At 64.6% G+C, this 20,565-nt stretch carries 17 protein-coding genes; 5 read left to right on the top strand and 12 right to left on the bottom strand.

What is annotated here, in order from left to right; all coding sequences use genetic code 11:
- Nucleotides 1-258: 258 nt before the first annotated feature.
- The 9 genes from MTX23_RS04660 to MTX23_RS04620 all read right to left on the bottom strand — a co-directional run bounded on the left by MTX23_RS04660 (nt 259) and on the right by MTX23_RS04620 (nt 9,538).
- Entirely contained in the window at nt 259-543 is a 285-nt protein-coding gene (locus MTX23_RS04660) for a cupin domain-containing protein (RefSeq protein ID WP_280975459.1), read from the bottom strand.
- A 53-nt stretch (nt 544-596) separates the two neighbouring features.
- On the bottom strand, nt 597-2,009 hold the full coding sequence (locus tag MTX23_RS04655) for a sodium:proton antiporter (protein ID WP_280975458.1): 1,413 nt from the start codon (nt 2,007-2,009) through the stop codon (nt 597-599).
- Nucleotides 2,010-2,019: 10 nt separating this feature from the next.
- Entirely contained in the window at nt 2,020-3,117 is a 1,098-nt protein-coding gene (locus MTX23_RS04650) for an ionic transporter y4hA (protein WP_280975457.1), read from the bottom strand.
- A 55-nt stretch (nt 3,118-3,172) separates the two neighbouring features.
- The gene (locus MTX23_RS04645; protein ID WP_280975456.1) at nt 3,173-3,991 is read right to left on the bottom strand and encodes an alpha/beta hydrolase; all 819 of its coding nucleotides are present in this window, start codon (nt 3,989-3,991) and stop codon (nt 3,173-3,175) included.
- 182 nt (nt 3,992-4,173) lie between these two features.
- Nucleotides 4,174-5,571, bottom strand: a complete 1,398-nt coding sequence (locus MTX23_RS04640; RefSeq protein ID WP_280975455.1) for an NAD(P)(+) transhydrogenase (Re/Si-specific) subunit beta — start codon at nt 5,569-5,571, stop codon at nt 4,174-4,176.
- Nucleotides 5,572-5,610: 39 nt separating this feature from the next.
- Nucleotides 5,611-5,928 (bottom strand): proton-translocating transhydrogenase family protein, encoded by a 318-nt coding sequence (locus MTX23_RS04635; RefSeq protein WP_280975454.1) that lies wholly within the window; start codon nt 5,926-5,928, stop codon nt 5,611-5,613.
- 12 nt (nt 5,929-5,940) lie between these two features.
- Complete coding sequence (locus MTX23_RS04630) at nt 5,941-7,065, bottom strand: Re/Si-specific NAD(P)(+) transhydrogenase subunit alpha (RefSeq protein WP_280975453.1); 1,125 nt, start codon at nt 7,063-7,065, stop codon at nt 5,941-5,943.
- A gap of 137 nt (nt 7,066-7,202) precedes the next feature.
- Nucleotides 7,203-7,355: an aa3-type cytochrome c oxidase subunit IV gene (locus tag MTX23_RS04625; RefSeq protein ID WP_280975452.1), complete on the bottom strand. Its 153-nt coding sequence runs from the start codon at nt 7,353-7,355 to the stop codon at nt 7,203-7,205.
- A 281-nt stretch (nt 7,356-7,636) separates the two neighbouring features.
- Nucleotides 7,637-9,538 (bottom strand): M3 family oligoendopeptidase, encoded by a 1,902-nt coding sequence (locus tag MTX23_RS04620; RefSeq protein WP_280975451.1) that lies wholly within the window; start codon nt 9,536-9,538, stop codon nt 7,637-7,639.
- Nucleotides 9,539-9,677: 139 nt separating this feature from the next.
- Between MTX23_RS04620 and MTX23_RS04615 the strand changes: the two genes are divergently transcribed.
- The 3 genes from MTX23_RS04615 (at nt 9,678) to MTX23_RS04605 (ending at nt 15,622) form a co-directional block, all read left to right on the top strand.
- Entirely contained in the window at nt 9,678-11,162 is a 1,485-nt protein-coding gene (locus MTX23_RS04615; protein ID WP_280975450.1) for a sigma-54 dependent transcriptional regulator, read from the top strand.
- A 322-nt stretch (nt 11,163-11,484) separates the two neighbouring features.
- Nucleotides 11,485-13,770: a L,D-transpeptidase family protein gene (locus MTX23_RS04610; RefSeq protein WP_280975449.1), complete on the top strand. Its 2,286-nt coding sequence runs from the start codon at nt 11,485-11,487 to the stop codon at nt 13,768-13,770.
- 265 nt (nt 13,771-14,035) lie between these two features.
- Nucleotides 14,036-15,622 carry a DUF882 domain-containing protein gene (locus MTX23_RS04605; protein WP_280975448.1) on the top strand — a complete coding sequence of 529 codons (1,587 nt, stop codon included), beginning with the start codon at nt 14,036-14,038 and terminating at the stop codon, nt 15,620-15,622.
- 35 nt (nt 15,623-15,657) lie between these two features.
- On the opposite strand, the gene MTX23_RS04600 is transcribed toward MTX23_RS04605, so the two are convergent.
- From MTX23_RS04600 to MTX23_RS04590, 3 genes are all read right to left on the bottom strand, one after another.
- A complete protein-coding gene (locus MTX23_RS04600) occupies nt 15,658-17,421 on the bottom strand; it encodes an adenylate/guanylate cyclase domain-containing protein (protein WP_280975447.1) in 1,764 nt (587 codons plus the stop codon).
- A gap of 126 nt (nt 17,422-17,547) precedes the next feature.
- Entirely contained in the window at nt 17,548-17,817 is a 270-nt protein-coding gene (locus MTX23_RS04595) for a DUF2312 domain-containing protein (protein WP_280975446.1), read from the bottom strand.
- A gap of 168 nt (nt 17,818-17,985) precedes the next feature.
- Nucleotides 17,986-18,288, bottom strand: coding sequence for a DUF1244 domain-containing protein (locus tag MTX23_RS04590; RefSeq protein ID WP_280975445.1), 303 nt, complete (start codon nt 18,286-18,288; stop codon nt 17,986-17,988).
- Between the two features lie 265 nt (nt 18,289-18,553).
- On the opposite strand from MTX23_RS04590, the gene MTX23_RS04585 reads away from it, so the two are divergent.
- Both MTX23_RS04585 and pyk read left to right on the top strand, forming a co-directional pair.
- A complete protein-coding gene (locus tag MTX23_RS04585; protein WP_280975444.1) occupies nt 18,554-19,093 on the top strand; it encodes a DUF1036 domain-containing protein in 540 nt (179 codons plus the stop codon).
- Nucleotides 19,090-20,529: a pyruvate kinase gene (gene pyk, locus MTX23_RS04580; RefSeq protein ID WP_280975443.1), complete on the top strand. Its 1,440-nt coding sequence runs from the start codon at nt 19,090-19,092 to the stop codon at nt 20,527-20,529. Before MTX23_RS04585 ends, pyk begins: the two co-directional genes overlap by 4 nt.
- Nucleotides 20,530-20,565 lie beyond the last annotated feature (36 nt).

Genomic DNA, 20,565 nt, shown 5'->3' with positions numbered 1-20,565 from the left:
CGCCCCGGATTTCATGCTGGAACTTTGAGGCACATTAAGGGATCAACTGCGTCGGATCAGTGGCAAACGCCTGTTCCGCCGTCACCTTTGGTGTCACTTCAGTTTCAGCCGGAGGCGACTCCATGTGCAAAATCGCGGCGCCGCTTCCGCTTTCCAGATCATCGTGCAGCCGTTAACGCGCGATGAATTTCCACACCCGTCGGCACCGATCTGCCATTCCGGAGTCGCAATTCGGCCGTGAAATGGCCGGCGCAGGTCTCAAGGCTTGAGTTCGACCTCGAGGAACACGATCTCGCTGGCGGTCTCGTTGAGCACGTCATGCTGGACGCCCGCCTTGCGGAAGTAGGACTTGCCGACGCCGAGCTGCGCCTTCGAGCGCTCGCCGTTCGGCGCCACGATCGTCATCTCGCCTGCGGTGATCGGCACGATGACGTAGTCCATCTCATGGGTGTGGGGGCCGGTGGCGCTGCCCGGCGCCAGCCGCCATTCGGTGACCCGCACCTCCGGCGTGTCCACCTGAACGTCCGATGCAGCACTGAGCATGATATTTTCTCCACGTTGACGCGTTGTCTGGCGCGCGAATACCGGATCCGCCGTCAATGGAGAACAGGGGCTATCGGAAGCAAGGTCAAGAGGAGAAACAGCGGAACGAGAATGCCGGAGGCGATGAACAGATAACCGAAGAAGCTCGGCATCTTGATGCCGCGTTCCGCGGCGATCGCGGCAATCATGAAGTTCGGCGCGTTTCCGATATAGGTCAGCGCCCCCATGTACACGGCCCCCATCGAGATCGCTGCCAGCGTGCCCGAGAGCGCATTCATCAAGCTGTCGACATTGCCCCCGGCCAGCTTGAAGAACAGCAGATAGGTCGGCGCATTGTCGAGAAACGCCGACATCAGACCGGTGTACCAGAAATACGCCACCTCCCTGGGGGTGCCGTTGGCCTCGGTGACGGCCGACAGCAGCCAGGCAAAGGCGCCATCCTTGCCGGCGTCGAGCACGGCCAGCACTGGAATGATGGCGACGAAAATCGCGGCGAACAGTTTCGCAACCTCGCGGATGGGCTCCCAGGTGAACCCGTTGGCTTCGCGGTGCTCCTCGCGGGTCAGCCAGAGCGACAGCAGCGCGATCACGATCAGCATGGCGTCGCGCACCAGGTTCTGCAGTTCGAGATGGGTGCCGATGATGTCCACCGCGATTCCGGGCTTCCAGTTCGCCGACAGCAGGACGCAGCCCACGATCGCGGCGATCAGGGGGATATTGAGCAGCCCCCGGATCCTGATCGGCGCAATCGGGGCTGTGACGGAGGCCCCCAGTCGTTCGCCGCGGAAGCGCCAGAGGTCCACGACGGCGAAAATCGCCAGCAGCGAACCGGCCACGATGAGCGTCTGAAGCCAGAGGTTCCGCGTGGTCCAGAAGAAATCCACCCCGTTCAGAAATCCGACGAACAGCGGCGGATCGCCCAGCGGGCTTAGAGCGCCGCCGACATTGGCCACGAGGATGATGAAGAAAATGACCACATGCCGGTTGTGGGGGCGCGCGAGGTTTGCACTGATCAAGGGCCGGACCAGGATCATGCTTGCGCCAGTGGTGCCGACGATGCTCGCCATCACGGTGCCCAGTGCCAGGATGACCGTATTGTTCAGCGGCGTGCCTTTGATGTCGCCGCTGACGAGGATGCCGCCCGCGACCGTGTAGAGCGCGAACAGCAGCACGATGAAGCTCAGATATTCTGCGAGCAGCGCATGGGTGACGGCTGCCAGCGTCACCGCGCCGCCTGCAAGCCACCAGATCGCAGCGAGCGTCACGACAGCCCACCCGGCCGCGATCTTTCCATAATGGTGATGCCAGACCTTGGGAAACAGCAGCGGTCCCACCGCGATCGAGAGCAGCAGACCGATAAAGGGAAGCGCGAACGGCCAGCGCATCGCCGCGCCATCGAGCGTGGCGGCGTCGGCGGATTGCGGAAAGAGCACGAGCAGCAGGGCCGCGACCGGCAGGTATCTCATCAGGCGAGCGCTACGGCACAAAGACCATGAACACGAACAGGGCAAATACCACCATATGCACGAGCCCAAACAGAATGTTGGTGCGCCCGGTGCCGAAGGTGAGCATGCTGACCATGAAGGTGAGCAGCAGGATCAACATATGCTGGTTGCTGAGCCCGAGCACGAGTTCCTTGTCTAGCATATAAGCGGCAACCGCCACGGCGGGAACGGTGAGGCCGATCGTCGCGATCGACGAGCCGAGCGCGAGATTGATGCTCTTCTGCAGATCGTTCTTGCGCGCTGCCGACACCGCGGCGACACTCTCCGGCAGCAGGATCAGGAGCGCGACCACGACGCCGGCAAAAGCCGGCGGCGCGCCGATCTTCGCGGTGACGACATCGACCACGATGGAGAACTTCTTGGCCAGCAGCACGACCGACAGGAGCGCCACCAGCAGCAATACGATACTGATCACCAGCATGCGGTCCGAGATTACCTCGCCATGCTCGGCCGCCTCGTTGGCGCCGCTGACGAAATAGTCGCGGTGGCGGATCATCTGGGTGTAGAGAAACACCGCATAAAGCAGCACGGTGACGGTGCTCACGACGGCAAGCTGGGCCGTGGAATAGACCGGCCCGGGCGCGGTCAGCGTGAAGTTCGGCATGTCCAGCGTAATGGTCGCGAGCACGAACAGGACGCTGAGATACAGGTTCGCGCCGGTGATCTGAAAGTCCTGCTCGCGATACCTGATGCCGCCGATGAAGATGCACAGCCCGACCAGGCCGTTGCAAACAATCATCACCACGGCGAAGACAGTGTCGCGCGCCAGCGTCGGCGCCGGCGTGTCGCCGAGCATGATGGTCGCAATCAGCGCCACCTCGATGACGGTAACGGCGAGCGTCAGGAGCAGCGTCCCGAACGGCTCGCCGATCCGCTCGGCGATCATCTCGGCGTGGTGCACGGCTGCGAACACCGTGCCGAACAGAACCACGAGCAGGACGACCGCGAACAACCAGCCACCGGCCGATGGCGCGAAGGCGTAGCCCGACGCCGTGACGGCGGCAAACAACAGCGCCGCCAGAGCGGGAAACAGCCAGGCCGACCGCGGCATCGGTCCGAGTGCGCTCATGTCGTCAGCCCCCTCAATTCGACTGGTCCGATTATGCGACAGACAATCGCCGCCGTCAGCCTCCCGCGGCGTTGATAAATTGCCGTGCGGTGCGGATCGCACCGAAATCATCGAGGTCGTCGTGCCCGCCACCCGCGAAGCGGACGAACTGCTTGGGCTCGTGGGCAAGGCTGAACAGCCGCTCGCCGAAGCCGATCGGGATCACCGGATCATCGGAGCCATGCATGAACAGGAGCGGCACCGTGACGCTGATGATGCGCCGGTCGGAGTGGAACTGGTCCCGCATCAAGAGGCTGACCGGCACGAAGCGAAACAGCGCGCCGGCGACATCCGCCGTGGAGGTATAGGGCGCCTCGAGGACCAGCTTACCGACGGGATGTTCGGCGGCCACCGCGACGGCCACTCCGCTCCCGAGCGAGAATCCCCAGGCTACGAGCCGCTCTGCGCTGTAGCGTGCGGTGGCGAACGCATAGGCCGCCTCGGCATCCAGCAGCAGTCCGCGCTCGCTCGGCGTCCCGCTCGAGCCGGCGTAGCCCCGATAGGACAGCGCGACCAGCCCGGTGCCGTCGGCCGTGATTCCCTTGAAGCGCACCACGCGGCCGGCCAGGAAGTCGCCGTTGCCGTGAAGGAACAGGACGACGGGCCGCCCCGGCTTCGCCGGCACATGCCAGACGATGACCTTCTCGCCATCGGCGGTGGTCAGGACATGCTCTTCGGCCTCAGGAAATCCCGCGGCATCCGGCGCGGTCCGCCCGACCGGTGGAATCGGAAACAGCATGTCGCGCTGCTTGACGAACAACACCCCGAGCCCGCCGATATAGGCAACGGCAGTGGCAATCAGCAGCCACTTCAGGATTGTGATGACCAACGCCATCCAGGTTGCCGTAGCTACTTCTCGCGCCGGGCTTTGAGCAGCTTCCCGGCGTCAGACCTGATGCTCTCCGGAATAGCCCGGCAAGCGCAAACCAGCGCATGCGCTCCGTGCCAATGATCCGCGGTTTGCGCGTGACCCGGCGCGGCATGCGATTTTGTCGATGCCACTCCCGGTTCAGTGCCCTACATCGTCTTGACGATGCTCTCGGTGACTTTCTTGGCGTCGCCAAGCAGCATCATGGTGTTATCGCGGTAGAACAGCGGGTTGTCGATGCCGGCGTAGCCGGACGCCAGCGAGCGTTTGATGAACATCACGGTGCCGGCCTTCCAGACCTGCAGCACGGGCATGCCGTAGATCGGCGAGTTCTTGTCCTCTTCCGCGGCCGGGTTGGTAACGTCGTTGGCGCCGATCACGAAGGCGATGTCGGCCTGGGCAAACTCCGAGTTGATGTCCTCGAGCTCGAACACCTCGTCATAGGGCACATTGGCTTCGGCCAGCAGCACGTTCATATGGCCCGGCATGCGGCCGGCGACCGGGTGAATCGCGTATTTCACCTCGACGCCTTCCTTCTTCAGGAGGTCGGCCATTTCGCGCAGCGCGTGCTGGGCCTGCGCCACCGCCATGCCGTAGCCGGGCACGATGATGACCTTCGAGGCGTTCTTCATGATGAAGGCTGCATCGTCGGCCGAACCGAGCTTGGCCGGCTTCTGCTCGCCGCTGCCGCCACCCGCGGCCGCCGTCTCGCCGCCGAAGCCGCCGAGGATGACCGAAATGAACGAGCGGTTCATCGCGTGGCACATGATGTAGGACAGGATCGCGCCGGATGAGCCGACCAGCGCGCCGGTGATGATCAGCGCCGAGTTGCCGAGCGTGAAGCCGATGCCCGCCGCGGCCCAGCCGGAGTAGGAGTTCAGCATCGAGATCACGACGGGCATGTCGGCGCCGCCGATCGGGATGATCATGAGCACGCCGAGCGCCAGCGCGAGGATGGTGATCAGCCAGAAGTCGAGCGCGCCGCCCGACATTACGAGGCCAACGATGAAGAACACCAGCGCAAGCGCCAGCACGATGTTGATGACGTGCCGGAACGGCAGGATGATCGGCGCGCCGCTCATCCGCGCGGAGAGCTTCAGGAACGCGATCACCGAGCCGGTGAAGGTCAGCGCGCCGATCGCGACGCCGAGCGACATTTCGATCAGGCTCTGCGGGTGGATGTTGCCGGGCGTGCCGATGTCGAACGCCTCCGGCGCATAGAACGCACCGGCGGCTACCAGCACCGCGGCCATGCCGACCAGCGAGTGGAACGCGGCGACGAGCTCGGGCATCGAGGTCATCGGCACGCGGCGTGCGATGACAGCGCCGATGCCGCCGCCGATCGCGACCGCAAGGATGACGAGCAGCCAGGCGACGCCGTCGGCCGGCGGATGGCTCGCGAGCGTCGTGCCGACCGCGATCGCCATGCCGATCATGCCGAGCAGATTGCCCCGCCGCGAGCTGGCCGGGCTCGACAGGCCACGCAACGACAGGATGAACAGCACGCCTGCCACGAGATACAACAGTGCAGAGAGATTGGCGCTCATCTCAGGCCCCCAATTTTCCTCATCCCGAGGTGTTTGCGCTTACTTCGACTTCTTCTTGTACATCGCCAGCATGCGCTGGGTGACGAGGAAGCCCCCGAAGATGTTGATACAGGCGAACACCAGCGCCACGAAACCGAAGCCGCGGGCCCAGCCCGAGCCGCTCGAGACCATGCCGACGCCGACCGCAAGCAGCGCGCCGACCACGATCACCGACGAGATCGCGTTGGTCACGCTCATCAGCGGCGTATGCAGCGCCGGGGTCACCGACCACACGACGAAATAGCCGACGAACACGGCGAGGACGAAAATCGACAGCCGGAACACGAAGGGATCGACGGCCTGCGCGATATGCTCCATGGCTTTGTCTCCTTATTTCGGCTGGAAGCTAGGATGGACGACGGCGCCGTCCCTGGTCAGGGCGGTGGCCTTCACCAGCTCGTCGTCCCAGTTGACCGCGAGCTCTTTCTTGGCCTTGTCGACCATGGTCTCGATGAATGAGAACAGGTTGCGCGCGTAGAGGCCGGAGGCCGAGGCCGCGACGCGGCCGGCGACATTGGTGTAGCCGACGATCTTGATGCCATCGAGGTCGACGACCTCGCCGGCCTTGGCGCCCTCGACATTGCCGCCGCGCTCGACCGCGAGATCGACGAGCACCGAACCAGGCTTCATCGACTTCACCATCTCGCTCGAGACGAGTTTCGGCGCCGGACGGCCCGGGATCAGCGCGGTCGTGATGACGACGTCCTGCTTCTTGATGTGCTCGGCGGTCAGCGCGGCCTGCTTGGCCTGATACTCCTTGGACATCTCCTTGGCGTAGCCGCCGGCGGTCTGGGCGTTCTTGAACTCCTCGTCCTCGACCGCCAGGAATTTCGCGCCCAGCGATTCCACCTGCTCCTTGGTGGCGGGCCGCACGTCGGTCGCGGTGACGACGGCCCCGAGCCGCCGCGCGGTCGCGATCGCCTGCAGGCCGGCGACGCCGACGCCCATCACGAACACCTTTGCGGCCGGAACCGTGCCAGCCGCGGTCATCATCATCGGGAACGCGCGGCCGAAGGCTTCGGCGCCCTCGATCACCGCCCGGTAGCCCGCGAGGTTGGCCTGGGAAGACAGCACGTCCATCACCTGAGCGCGGGTAATGCGCGGCATCAGTTCCATCGCGAAGGCCGCAATGCCGGCATCGGCCATCGCCTTGAGCGCGGCCTCGTTGCCGTAGGGGTCCATGATCGCGATGACGAGCGCGCCGCGCTTGTATTTGGAGAGCTCGGAGGCCTCGGGCCGCTTCACCTTGATGACGATGTCGGCGTCCTTGACCGCGTCTGCGCTGACGGTGGCGCCCGCCGCGGTGAATTCCGAATCGGGCAGGCCCGACTTGATGCCCGCGCCGGGCTCGACCGCCACCTCGGCGCCGAGCGCCTTGAACTTCTTGATAGTATCGGGCGACGCCGCAACCCGCGGCTCGAACGGATCAATTTCCTTGGCAACGGCAATCTTCATGGGCCCTCCGGCGGCGCAAGCGGCGCGCGCGTCTTCAAACTAGCGTTATTTTCGCCAGATTGGATACCCGGTTTTGCCACCGGGTTGGACAGGAATATGCGCCGCCGAGGCCGGCAGCGCCGCAGCCGATCAAAGGATCAGAGCAGGAAATAGGCCATCAGGATGAGGATAATGGCGACGCTGATGGTGCCGTATTTGACCAGCATGAGAAACCCTTCATAGGTCTGCTCATGCGCCGGATAATCATTGCCCTCAGCGGTCGTGTAGGCCACTTCGCTATGGTTTGCCATCCTTGTCCCCAGTCAGAAATTCGTATCTGGCGAGCCATTACCGCAATCGGGGTGGCAGAGCAACGGCGCGGTCCCGATCAAGTCATTTGCAGGGCCGATTGTCCCGGATCCAGGCCGGCGCGCAACCGTTCGGCGGCGGTTCGTCGCCATTCCGGCAGGATTTATCTCCCGACTGTGAGCGCGGAAGAAAAATCCTGTCGCCCGCCGCACGAAATTGCCGACACAGTTCCTTCCCGACTGCGGTCCGGCCCACGCACTTCGCAAACCCGAATCGATCGGCCTCAGCTCATCGCCTCCAGCTCGTCGATCATCCCGGCGATCACCGACAGGCCGCCGTCCCAGAATTTCGGGTCCTTGGCGTCGAGCCCGAACGGCTTGAGCAACTCGGAATAGTGCTTGGTGCCGCCGGCGGCGAGCATGTCGAGATAGCGCTCGGCGAAGCCCTCGGCGGCGTGCTCGTAGACCGCATAGAGCGAGTTCACTAGGCAGTCGCCGAAGGCATAGGCATAGACATAGAACGGCGAATGGATGAAGTGCGGGATGTACATCCAGAACGTCTCGTAGCCCGGCTTGATCTCGATGGCGGGCCCGAGGCTCTCGCCCTGCACGCTGAGCCAGAGCTGGCCGATCCGCTCGGCGGTGAGCTCACCGTTCTTGCGCTCGGTATGCACCGCGCGCTCGAAGGAATAGAACGCGATCTGCCGCACCACGGTGTTGATCATGTCCTCGACCTTGCCCGCGAGCAGCGCCTGGCGCTGCTTTGCGTTCTTGGTCTGGGACAGGAGCCGCTTGAACGTCAGCATCTCGCCGAACACGCTCGCGGTCTCGGCCAGCGTCAGCGGCGTCGGCGCCATCAGCGCCCCGTTCTTCGCCGCCAGCACCTGGTGGACGCCGTGGCCGAGCTCATGCGCGAGCGTCATCACGTCGCGCGGCTTGCCCTGATAGTTCATCAGCACATAGGGGTGCGCCGACGGCGTGGTCGGATGCGAGAACGCGCCGGGGGCCTTGCCGGGCCGGACCGGCGCATCGATCCAGCGATCGGTGAAGAAGCGCTCCGCGATCTCGGCCATCCGGGGCGAGAAGCCGCGATAGGCCGACAGCACCATGTTGCGCGCCTCGGGCCAGGCGATCGTGCCTGATGCCGCGAACGGCAGCGGCGCGTTGCGGTCCCAGTGCGCCAGCTTCTTCTTTCCGAACCAGCCCGCCTTCAAGACGTAATAGCGATGCGACAGCTTGGGATAGGCCGCGCGCACCGAGGCGACCAGCGCATCAACCACCTCGCGCTCGACGCGGTTGTTGAGATGTCGGGAATCCGCGACATCCTGGAAGCCACGCCAGCGATCGGAGATCTCCTTGTCCTTGGCGAGCGTGTTGGTGACCAGCGCGAACGTGCGCTCATTGTCCTTGAAGGTCTTGGCCAGCGCCTGCGCCGCCGCCTTGCGCTTGTCGCCCACCTTGTCCTGCAACAGGTTCAGTGTCGGCTCGATCGCCAACTCCTTGCCCGCAACCTTGAAGCGGAGGACGGAGATGGTCTGGTCGAACAGCCGGTTCCAGGCCGCGTAGCCGCTCTGCGCCTTCTCGTGAAACAGCTGCTCGACGCGATCCTCGAGCTGATACGGCTTATCCTTGCGCAGATCCTCGATCCACGGCCGGTAATGGCCGAGCTCGGGCTCGGCCATCGCGCGCTCGATCACATCATCGTCAACGCGATTGAGCTCGAGCGAGAAGAACAGCAGATGCACCGACGCAGCGGTCAGCCGCTCGGACACGTCGCCATAGAACTTCGAGATCGCGGGATCGACGCTGTCGCCGGCATGAACGAGGCCGGCATAAGAGCCGAGCCGGCCGGCGAGATCGTCGATCGCCTCATAGCGCCTGACAGCCTCGGCGAGCCATTTGCCGCCGCCGTCGCGATCGGTATTTTCGGCGAGCTTGCCTTTGTAGTCGGTCTCAAACGCGACGCAATCTGCATCCATCTTCGCCAGGTCGCGTGCGACTTCCGGCGCGTCGATACCGGAGTAGAGATCTGTCAGATTCCATTCGGGCAGCTTGCCGGTCTTGCTGGCCGCCCTTTTCGACGCCGGTCTGGCGGTGGCCGATTTGCGTTGGGCAGTTGTCTTGCGGAGTGCGGCTTCTTTGCGGAGAGCGGACTTGTTGGGAGCAGATTTGGAGCGCGAGGTCATCTTGTTCGAAACCCTACATCAGTCGGAAAGACGGCGGCAGCGGAATGAAAGCGGGATAGCAACGTTTAAGAGTGCGTTAATCGGCATCGGCGACAGTGCCCCGATTCGAGACAGATAATCGTAGCGTGCGGGGAAAACCATGGCTGCCACCATTTTGATCGCCGATGACGACGCAGTACAGCGTCGTTTGGTTGAAAACATGGTGCAGAAGTGCGGCTATGAGCCTCTCGTCGTGGACAGTGGCGACGCTGCGATAGCTGCACTCACCGCCCCCGACGCCCGCGCGATCGATGCCGTGGTGCTCGACCTCGTGATGCCCGGCCTCGACGGCCTCGGTGTCCTCGCAAAGATTCGTGAAGCTGGTTTGAACGTCCCCGTCATCGTGCAGACCGCGCATGGCGGTATCGACAATGTGGTGTCGGCTATGCGCGCCGGCGCCCAGGATTTCGTTGTCAAGCCGGCCGGCTTCGAACGGCTCCAGGTCTCCTTGCGCAATGCGCTCAACGCTTCCGCGCTCAAGGGCGAGTTGCAGCGCATCCGGCACAGCCGCGAGGGCCGGCTGACCTTCTCCGACATCATCACCCGCAGCGAGGCCATGACCGGCGTGCTGCGCACCGCGCAGAAGGCGGCCTCCTCGACCATTCCGGTGCTGATCGAGGGCGAATCCGGCGTCGGCAAGGAATTGTTCGCACGCGCCATCCACGGCAGCAGCGAGCGCAAGTCGAAGCCGTTCGTCGCGGTGAACTGCGGCGCGATCCCGGACAACCTCGTCGAATCGATCCTGTTCGGCCACGAGAAGGGCGCCTTCACCGGCGCCACCGAGCGCCATCAGGGCAAGTTCGTCGAGGCCCATGGCGGCACGCTGTTTCTCGACGAAGTCGGCGAGTTGCCGCTGGCCACGCAGGTGAAGCTTTTGCGCGCGCTGCAGGAAGGCACCGTCGAGGCGGTCGGCGGACGCAAGCCGGTGAAGGTCGACGTCCGCATCATCTCGGCGACCAATCGCAAATTGCTCGATCTGGTGAAGGGCGGTCAGTTCCGCGAGGATCTGTTCTATCGCCTGCACGTCCTGCCGCTGACCATTCCGGCGCTGCGGCAGCGGCGCGAAGACATTCCACATTTGTTGCGGCATTTCCTGGCGCGCTTCTGTGCCGAGGAGAACCGCAGCATCAGTGGCATCAGCGGCGAGGCGATGGCGCATCTGTCGCAACTCGACTGGCCCGGCAATATCCGCCAGCTCGAGAATACGGTGTATCGCGCTGTGGTGATGAGCGATGGCGACCAGCTCGGGCTCGCCGATTTCCCGCAGGCGACGGCCCATGCCGCGCCTGAAGGCAAGTCGTTGCAGGGTGAACCGCTGGTCGTATCGCCCTCCACGGCGCCCGCGATGAATTCAGGTAACGAAATACCCATCGCACTGCCCACCGCGGGCAGTCTCTCGATGCTCAACGCCTCAGGCGAGGTGCGTCCCCTGGAAGATCTCGAGAACGAGATCATCCGCTTCGCGATCTCGCACTACCGTGGCCAGATGTCGGAAGTTGCGCGCCGCCTCAAAATCGGCCGCTCGACACTTTATCGCAAGCTCGACGAGGCTGCGGCCGGGGCACGCGCCGCCGACGCCAATTAGGCTTGGCGGCCGCGCTGTGACGCAGGCAAAGGGCTGCACCGCGGGAACCTTTTGAACCGTGGCCTCGCGGTGACAGACAAACATCGGGCTGCGTGGCAATACCGCTCAGCCCGAATGAAATCAGGTGGTTCGGGGTCAGTTTGTCGTGAGTTGCCCCGCATGGCGCTGGCTGCATGAGAGGGGCGTCTGTATCGTCTGCGTTGGTTGCGTGCAGGCGTTGCGAGTCGATCGAGAAGGCCGGCGCTTCCGCGCAAGCTGCGAGACCAAACACTGACTTGAACTGCTCCAGTGCACGGGCAGTTTCGCCCAGGGGGGTGTGACGATGCGTGACTGTTCGAACGACCGTCGGGGATTTGACCGCGTATTGATGGCCGTCGCGGCAACCTTCCTCACGGTATCCGCGCCCGCAGCTTTCGCACAGGACACATCTCGCTCCAGCCCCGCGGAACTCGCGATCGACGCCGCGATCCCGCGTCCCGAACCGGCCAACGTGCCGCCGCCGACCGCCAGCGATTTCAAGATGGACACGACCGCCGCGCTGCCGGACGCCAAGAAGGCGACCGACACGAAGCCGGCCGATGCGCAGGCGACCGACGCCAAGTCCACGGATGCAAAGCCCACGGATGCAAAGTCCACCGACGCCAAGCCCGGCGACGCAAAGGTTGATGCAAAGCCGGCCGAGTCGAGCGCGACGGCGACGACCACCGAGCCGAAGCCCGCCGACGCGCCGAAGACCGATACCGCGGTCGCCCCGGCAACCGCGGCAGCGCCCGCGACAACTCCTGCAACGGCAGCGGCGCCCGCCGCTACTCCGGCTCCCGCCACTGCTGCTGCCCCGGCAACCGAACCTGCCAAGGCCGCGAGCAACGTTCCGGCCGAAGATCAGCCCGTCGCCGACAAGCTGCGCGAGCTGCTCGCCAGCAAGTCGCTGCGCCCCTTCGACCGCAAGAACGAACGCGCGGCAGCCGAGAAATTCTATTCGGCCCGCGACTACGCCCCGGTCTTCACGAAGGCCGGCAAGCTGACCGAGACCGGCAATGGCGTCATCGCGCGCCTGAAGGATGCCGCCTCCGACGGCCTCGATCCGGAAGACTATCCGGTGCCGGATTTCGCCGCCGCGACCTCGCCGGACGCGCTGGCCGAAGCCGAGCTGAAACTCGCCGCCAGCATGCTGGACTATGCGCGGCAGGCGCAAAGCGGCCGCATGCACTGGTCGCAGGTGTCGGCCGACATCCTCTATCCCGAGCACCCGATCGATCCTGCGGAAGTGTTTGCGAACGTGACCTCCGCCAAGGACCCATCCGCGACGCTGGACAGCTACAACCCGCCACACAAGCTCTACAAGGAGTTGAAGAAGAAGCTCGCGGAGCTGCGCGGCCAGGGCGACGGGCCCGTCATCCGGATCGCCGAGGGACCGGTGCTGCGATATGTCGCCGCCCGCGGCAGGAAGCAGGCGGCCGTCGAGATGGACGATCCGCGCGTGCCCGACCTGCGCAGCAAGCTCGGCGTCACGGAGAATCCCGAGAGCACGACGTATGACGCGGCGGTCGCCCGGGCGGTGCAGAAATTCCAGAGCAGCGTCGACCTCAAGCCATCAGGCGTTCTCGACGATCGCACCGTCAAGGCGCTGAACAGCCCGAAGCGCGACAAGCAGATCGACACCGTGATCGTCAACATGGAGCGTTGGCGCTGGCTGCCGCGCCAACTCGGCGCGGCCAATGTCGGTGACGCCTATGTGATCCTGAACATCCCCGACTACACGCTGAAGGTGATGCAGAACGGCGCGCAGGTCTGGTCCACGCGCGTCGTGACCGGCAAGCCCGGCCAGCATGCCACGCCGCTCCTGACCGAGACGATGAAGTACATCACGGTCAACCCGACCTGGAATGTGCCGCCCTCGATCATCTACAACGAATATCTGCCGGCCCTGCAGCAGGATCCGACGGTGCTGCAACGTATGGGCCTCAAGCTCGAGCGAAGCCGCGACGGCACGATCCACATCTCGCAGCCGCCGGGCGAGGCCAACGCGCTCGGCCGCATCCGCTTCAACTTCCCGAACAAGTTCCTGGTCTATCAGCACGACACGCCGGACAAATACCTGTTCGCCAAGCAAGAGCGCGCGTATAGCCACGGCTGCATGCGGGTGCAGAACCCGGACCAGTACGCCTCCATCCTCCTCAACATCACTGAGCCGAATGCGCACTACACGCCGGAGCGGATCCGCAGCATGTATGGCTCGAGCGAAATCGACCTGAAATTCCCGACTCCGATCCCGGTGAACATCACCTACCAGACCGCGTTCGTGGACGACGCCGGCAAGCTGGAGTTCCGCAAGGACATCTACGGCCGCGACGCCACCATGCTGTCGCTGCTCAAGAACAGCCGCGGCAAGGACCTCGAAACGGTGGTGGCGCATGCGCAGCCGAGCTACGCGCGGCCGGCGAGCAGCAGCCTGCCCCCTGGCGTCAGCGTCGCCGGTGATAGCGGCGGCTGGAATTCCTCCGGACCGAACTTCTTCGAGCGCCTGTTCGGGGGGTTCGGACAGCCGGAGCCGCAACCGGTCCGCCGCGGTCAGGCTCAGCAGCAGCGTCGGGTGTACACCCGTTAATCTGTGGCCTGGGCCGGATTTGGGTAAATTTTGAAGTGAAATCAAAGATTTCGTCAAAAGGACGAGATCGTTGACGTTAACCATTACAGGTCGCTGCCACGGTACCGGGCTATTTTTCGCCACACTCAATCAGTTAGTTAAGGCTAACTTGGGGGCGGGTCGGTAAACCTCGGTTAACCCTCCCGCTTTAAGAAAGCGTTCACCGTCATTCGCAGGGGGTCTGCGAAGATGCCGACCGAACGCTCGTCGACTGGGTGGGCTCATAGTGCTGGCTGTTTTCGCACGCCGCTTCATTCCGTTGTCGCTGCCTAAGGCCGGATACCAAGTCGGCCTGACCTCGCTGCTGCTCCTTGCCGGGGCCGGATCGGTTCACGACGCGACCGCGCTGAACGAAACCCGCACCCTCTCCTTCCACCACACCCATTCCGGCGAAGACCTCACCGTCACCTTCAAGCGCGATGGCCGCTACGACGAAGCCGCGCTGAAGCAGCTCAATCACTATTTGCGCGACTGGCGCAATCAGGATGAGACGGTGATGGACCGCCACCTGTTCGACATCCTCTGGGAAGTCTATCGCGATGTCGATGGCAAGCAGCCGATCCAGATCATTTCCGCCTATCGCTCTCCCTCCACCAACGCCATGCTCCGCCGCCGCTCCTCGGGCGTTGCGCGCCACAGCCAGCACATGCTGGGGCATGCGATGGACTTCTACATTCCCGGCGTGCCGCTCGAGCAGATCCGCTACGCCGGCCTCCGCCTGCAGCGCGGCGGCGTCGGCTTCTATCCGACCTCGGGCTCGCCCTTCGTCCATCTCGACACCGGTAATATCCGCCACTGGCCGCGCATGACGCGCGAGCAGCTGGTCAAGGTGTTCCCGGACGGCCGTACCGTTCATATCCCGACCGACGGCACGCCGCTGAAGGGATATGAGCTCGCCAAGGCCGATATCGAGCGGCGCGGCAATGGCGACGACGCAGCGACCATCGCCAAGCCGAGCCTGTTCGCCAAGCTGTTCGGCGGCGGCAAGTCGAATGACGACGAAGACGAAGCCACGGCGCCCGTGAACGACAAGCCCGCGGCCAACACCGTGGTCGCGGCCGCGGCGCCCGCCAAATCCGCCGCCCCCGTGCCGATGCCGCGCGCCAAGCCGCAGATCATGGCTGCGATCCAGCTCGCCGCGGCTGACGCGCAACTCGTTCCGGCAGTGAAGGACAAGCCGCAGGTCCAGGCCGCCGACAGCAGCGGATCGCAGCCGCAGTCGCCCGCCGACATCATCAACGCCCGCGGCTTCTGGGGCGATGCGACGGCCACGCCGAAGCAGGCCTCCCCGGAGCAGATCGCGGCGCTGAAAGCCCGCGAAGCCGTTGGCGCCGCCGATCCGCAGACGACCGCCAGCGCGACGGAGAACTTCAACAAGGCGCTCGCCTACGCGCCGGCCACGTCCTCGCCGGTTGACCGCGCCAACATCGTCGCCGCGTCCGTGCCGGTGCCGCGCAGCGTGCGCCCGACCCGCAACGCCGCCGCGGCCACCGAGATCAACACCGTGGTTGCCAAGGGTGCGCAGGGCCAGGGCGTGATCATGACGTCGGCCCGCATCTCGGCCGCCAAGGGCAACGACGTCTGGATGCGTGTCGTGATGTTGGCGCCAAGCGCCAGCAACGACATGCTGACCACGGTGCTTGGTGATACCGACATGAGCCTGATGCGCGCTCACTTCGTCAAGCCGGAGACGTCAGTCGCGATGACTTTCTCGGATGATCCGATGATGGGGATGACCTGCGACCGCTTCTCGGGGACCGCCACAGCCGTCCTGGCGACCCAGTCGTTCGTGCGCACCGCCTCGCTGCGCTAGACTCCATCTCAATTTCGTCCTCGCGCGCAGCCGGTTCAAGCCGGCAGCCCAGCCTTGAGCAGGCCGGCCTCGTAGCGGGCCCGGTCGAGCTCATGCTTGTAATGCTGGGTGGCCAGATGCGCGGCGACCGAGAACGTCGGTTCGCGCTTCAGCACCTCGGCGGCGTGCGCGCCGGCCGCCACTGCATTGCCCATCTGCGCCAGTGTCGCCGCAAGGAAGGCGTGATGGGTGTGATCGGGCCGCGTAATGCGCGAGAATGCATCGGCGGCATCGGCGTATTTTTCGGCGCAATAGCAGGCTCGGCCGAGATGGCTCCAGAAACGCTCGGGGTGATACGGATTGAGGCGCATCGCCCGCTTGATCCAGTCGATGCCCTCCTCCGGCCGCCCGAGCCAGGTCAAAAGCTCGCCCTGCTGCACGACGACAAGGTCGTAATTCGGGTTGAGCGCGAGCGCGCGTTCCTGATGGAAGGTTGCCTTGTCGTGATCGTCGCGATTGAGGTTCAGCGCGGCGAGGATCCGGTGCACGTCGCTGTCGTTATCGTCGAGCTTGAGCGCGATCTCGAGCTCCGCGGCCACCTGCTCGAAGGTCGCGTCGCGATCGTCGCACCAATTATAGACCCAGGTCTGCCCGAGCACACAGGCCCGCCAGGCGTGCGCATGAGCATAGTTGGGGTCGAGCGCAATCGCGCGCTCCAGCAGACGCTGCGCTTCCGCGTTATCCTCCCGCGCCGAGCGATGGTGCAGAATCTTTGCGGCCAGCACGCATTCATAGGCCGCCATGTTGTCGGTCGGCTTGCGCTTGACGCGGTCATGGGCAGCCGCCTCGACGCGGCCCGGCAACGTCGCCACGATCGCGCGCGTCATCTCGTCCTGGATGGCGAAGATATCGGCCAGCTCGCGGTCATAGCGCTCGGCCCAGACGTGCCGGTCGGCCTCGGCGTCGATCAGCTGTACCGTGACGCGGATGCGGCCGCCCGCCTTCCGCACGCTGCCCTCGAGCACGTAGTCGACCGCAAATTCCTTCGCGACGTCCTGCACCTTCACGGCCTTGCCCTTGTACACGAAAGTCGAGTTGCGCGAGATCACGAGCAGATCGTGGAAGCGCGACAGCTCGGTGATGATGTCCTCGGTGAGGCCGTCGGCGAAGAACTCCTGCTCGGGATCGCCGCTCATGTTGACGAGCGGCAGCACTGCAATCGAGGGTTTCCTGGCGACCGAGGGCGTCGCCGTTCCTTGCGGATGCGCTGGGACGGATTTTGAATCCGACTCAAGACGGATGCGGAAGACGCGGATCGGGCGGACGATGTTCTTGACCGTTTGATCGCCGATATCCTCGAAGCTCAGATCTTCCAGACGATCCCCGACTTGGTCACGGACAGCGGCCGAAACACAGATGCCGCCTGGCTCGGCCAGCGTTTCCAGACGGGACGCGACGTTGACGCCGTCCCCGAAGATGTCGTTGCCGTCAACGATCACATCGCCAAGATTGATGCCGATGCGAAACTGCATCCATCGCGCCGGCGCGACGTCAGTATTGCGCTTCGCCATCCGGCGCTGCACTTCCGCGGCGCACAGCACCGCGTCGACGACGCTGTGGAATTCGACCAGCATGCCGTCGCCGGTGGTCTTGATGATGCGGCCGCGGTTCTTGGTGATGGCCGGATCGATCAGTTCGATCCGATGGGTCTTGAGGCGCGCAAGCGTACCCGTCTCGTCGGCCTCCATGAGCCGACTATAGCCGACCATATCAGCCGCGAGGACCGCAGCGAGCCGGCGCTCTGGTCCTGGCACATCCATCGGCGATCTGCCCGGTTACCTCGCCGGGCAGTGTAGCAAATCCCGGAAATGGACCCAAGACTTAATGGTCCAGACCTTGAAGTGGCGTCCTGAACCAGCCTCCGCCAGCCGGACAGGTCCGCCGGCTTACAGCATCCCGAGCGCCTGCATATAGGTCTCGAGAATCGTCTCCTGCTCCTGACGCTCGTTCGGATCCTGCTTGCGGAGGCGGATGATGGCGCGCAGCGCCTTGACGTCGAAACCGTTGCCCTTGCTCTCGGCATAGACGTCGCGGATGTCGTCCGAGATGGTCTTCTTCTCTTCTTCCAGCCGCTCGATGCGTTCGATGATCGACTTGAGCTGATCCTTGGCAAATCGCGTTGCGGGCTCTTCCTTGACGGCGGCAGACGTGGCCATCGCGCACTCCTGAACTGGCATTGAAATGTCACGCGAATACGCGTCCTGCGCACCGCTTGTTGCGAGCGACCCTCGATTTTGGGGCGCGTTCCGTCAAGGAAACATCGCACTCATCCACAGCGCGCCCACAGGAGATGCGGGTCGCCGATGGAACAATGTCACGCCGGCTTAATGTCCGGGGTGGGATTTCTTCATTGCAGCAAGCTGCTCGGGCGTGGCGCTGCCCTGATATTTGGCCTTCCACTCCTCATAGGGCATGCCGTAGACCGCCTCGCGGCTCTCGTCCTTGCTGACGGCAATCCCCTTGGCGTCGGCCTCCTCCTTCATCCAGTTGGACAGGCAGTTGCGGCAGAAGCCGGCCAGGTTCATCAGATCGATGTTCTGGACATCGGTCCGGCTGCGCAGATGGTCGACGAGGCGCCGGAAGACCGCGGCCTCGAGCTCTGTTCTGGTTTTGTCGTCAATGTTCATTGCCGTCATCCCGATGTTTCGTCGGCACCATATTGGTAACAAGTGGGAATTGTCACAGTTTTTGCCATATCGCCGCGCAAAACAGCACTGGATCGGCCCCATGTACCGCGTGGTAACGCGGAAATGCGCGTCCCGACCGTTGACAGTTCCCGCCAGGGCACGCGAAATCGTCAATGATTTGATATAGCTTCGCCGCATGAGTCCAACAGATTCCCCCGCTTTAATCACCCGCGGCATCCGCCCGATTCTGGCCGGCGTCCTGCCGATGCTGGCACTCGTCGCGGCATGCCTGTGGACGAGTCCGGCGGCCGCCGATTTCCGGCTGTGCAACAACACCTCGAGCCGGGTCGGCATCGCGCTCGGCTACAAGGACGCCGAGGGCTGGACCACCGAAGGCTGGTGGAACGTGTCGTCGCGCGCCTGCGAGACGCTGCTGCGCGGCAATCTGGTCGCGCGTTATTATTACATTTACGCGCTTGATTATGACCGCGGCGGCGAATGGTCCGGCCAGGCGTTCATGTGCTCGCGCGACAAGGAATTCACCATCAAGGGCACCGAGAATTGCCTTGCGCGCGGCTATGACCGCACCGGCTTCTTCGAGGTCGACACCGGCGAGCAGCGTGCATGGACCGTCCAGCTGACAGAGGCCAACGAACAACAGCCGCAGAAATTGCCGGGAATGCCGGGCGGAGTAGCTCCCGACAATCCCGGAGCGATGCCCGGCCTGCCAAATCCGCCGCCGGGCGCAACGCCTCCGGGCGCGTCTGGTCTGCCGCCAGCCGCAACGCCCGGACACAAGCAATGAGACGACTGCGCCGCATCAAGATCCTCGCGACCCTCGGGCCGGCCTCCTCAGACAGCGGGATGATCCGCAAGCTGTTCGAGGCCGGCGCCGACATGTTCCGCATCAACATGAGCCACACCCCGCACGACAAGATGCGGGAGCTGGTCAAGACCATCCGCAATGTCGAATCGAGCTATGGCCGGCCGATCGGCATTTTGGTCGACCTGCAAGGACCGAAGCTGCGGCTCGGCGCCTTCGCGGAAGGGTCGACCCAGCTCAATAACGGCCAGACCTTCATTCTCGATTCCGACAAGACGCCCGGCGACAACAACCGCGTCCAGCTTCCGCATCCGGAGATCCTGGCCGCGCTTCGCCCGGGTCATGCGCTCTTGCTCGACGACGGCAAGGTGCGGCTGATCGCCGAGGAAACCTCGCCCGAGCGCGCCGTGACGCGCGTGGTAATCGGCGGCCGGATGTCGGATCGCAAGGGCGTCAGCCTGCCCGACACCGATCTGCCGGTCTCGGCGATGACGCCGAAGGACCGCGCCGACCTCGATGCCGCGCTGGCCACCGGGATCGACTGGGTCGCGCTTTCCTTCGTGCAGCGCGCCGAGGACGTGCACGAGGCCAAGAAGATGATCCGCGGCCGCGCCGCCGTGATGGCCAAGATCGAGAAGCCGCAGGCGATCGACCGTCTTGCCGACATCATCGACGCGTCGGATGCCCTGATGGTTGCGCGCGGCGATCTCGGCGTCGAGCTGCCGCTGGAACGGGTGCCGAGCCTGCAGAAGCAGATGACACGCATGGCGCGCCGCGCCGGCAAGCCGGTCGTGATCGCCACCCAGATGCTGGAATCGATGATCCAGACGCCGGTGCCGACGCGCGCCGAGGTCTCCGACGTTGCCACCGCCGTCTACGAGGGCGCCGACGCCATCATGCTGTCGGCGGAATCGGCCGCCGGCAAGTTCCCGGTGGAAGCCGTCTCGACCATGAATCGCATCGGCGAGGAGGTGGAACGCGACCCGACCTATCGCGGCGTGCTCAACGCGCAGCGCGTCGATCCCGAGCCGACGGTGGGCGATGCCATTGCCGATGCGGCGCGGCAGATCGCCGAGACGCTCGACCTGTCGGCCATCATCTGCTGGACCTCCTCGGGCTCGACCGCAATCCGCGTCGCGCGCGAGCGGCCCAAGGTGCCGGTGGTCGCGATCACGCCGAACCTCGTCACCGGCCGCAAGCTTTCCGTCGTCTGGGGCGTGCATTGCGTGGTCGCGGAGGACGCGCACGACCTCGACGACATGGTCAACCGCGCCGGCTCGATTGCCTTCAGGGACGGTTTCGCCAAGGCCGGCCAGCGCGTCATCATCGTCGCCGGCGTGCCGCTGCGCGCGCCCGGCACCACCAACATGCTGCGCATCGCCTCGGTCGGGCCGAACGGCGACGCGGAAATTATCTGACCGCGCCGCGCGTTCCGGGCCAGGCCTGACCCGGAA

The organism is Bradyrhizobium sp. ISRA436 (genome assembly GCF_029910015.1).
Classification (GTDB): domain Bacteria; phylum Pseudomonadota; class Alphaproteobacteria; order Rhizobiales; family Xanthobacteraceae; genus Bradyrhizobium.
This window is presented reverse-complemented; position numbering and strand designations above follow the sequence as displayed.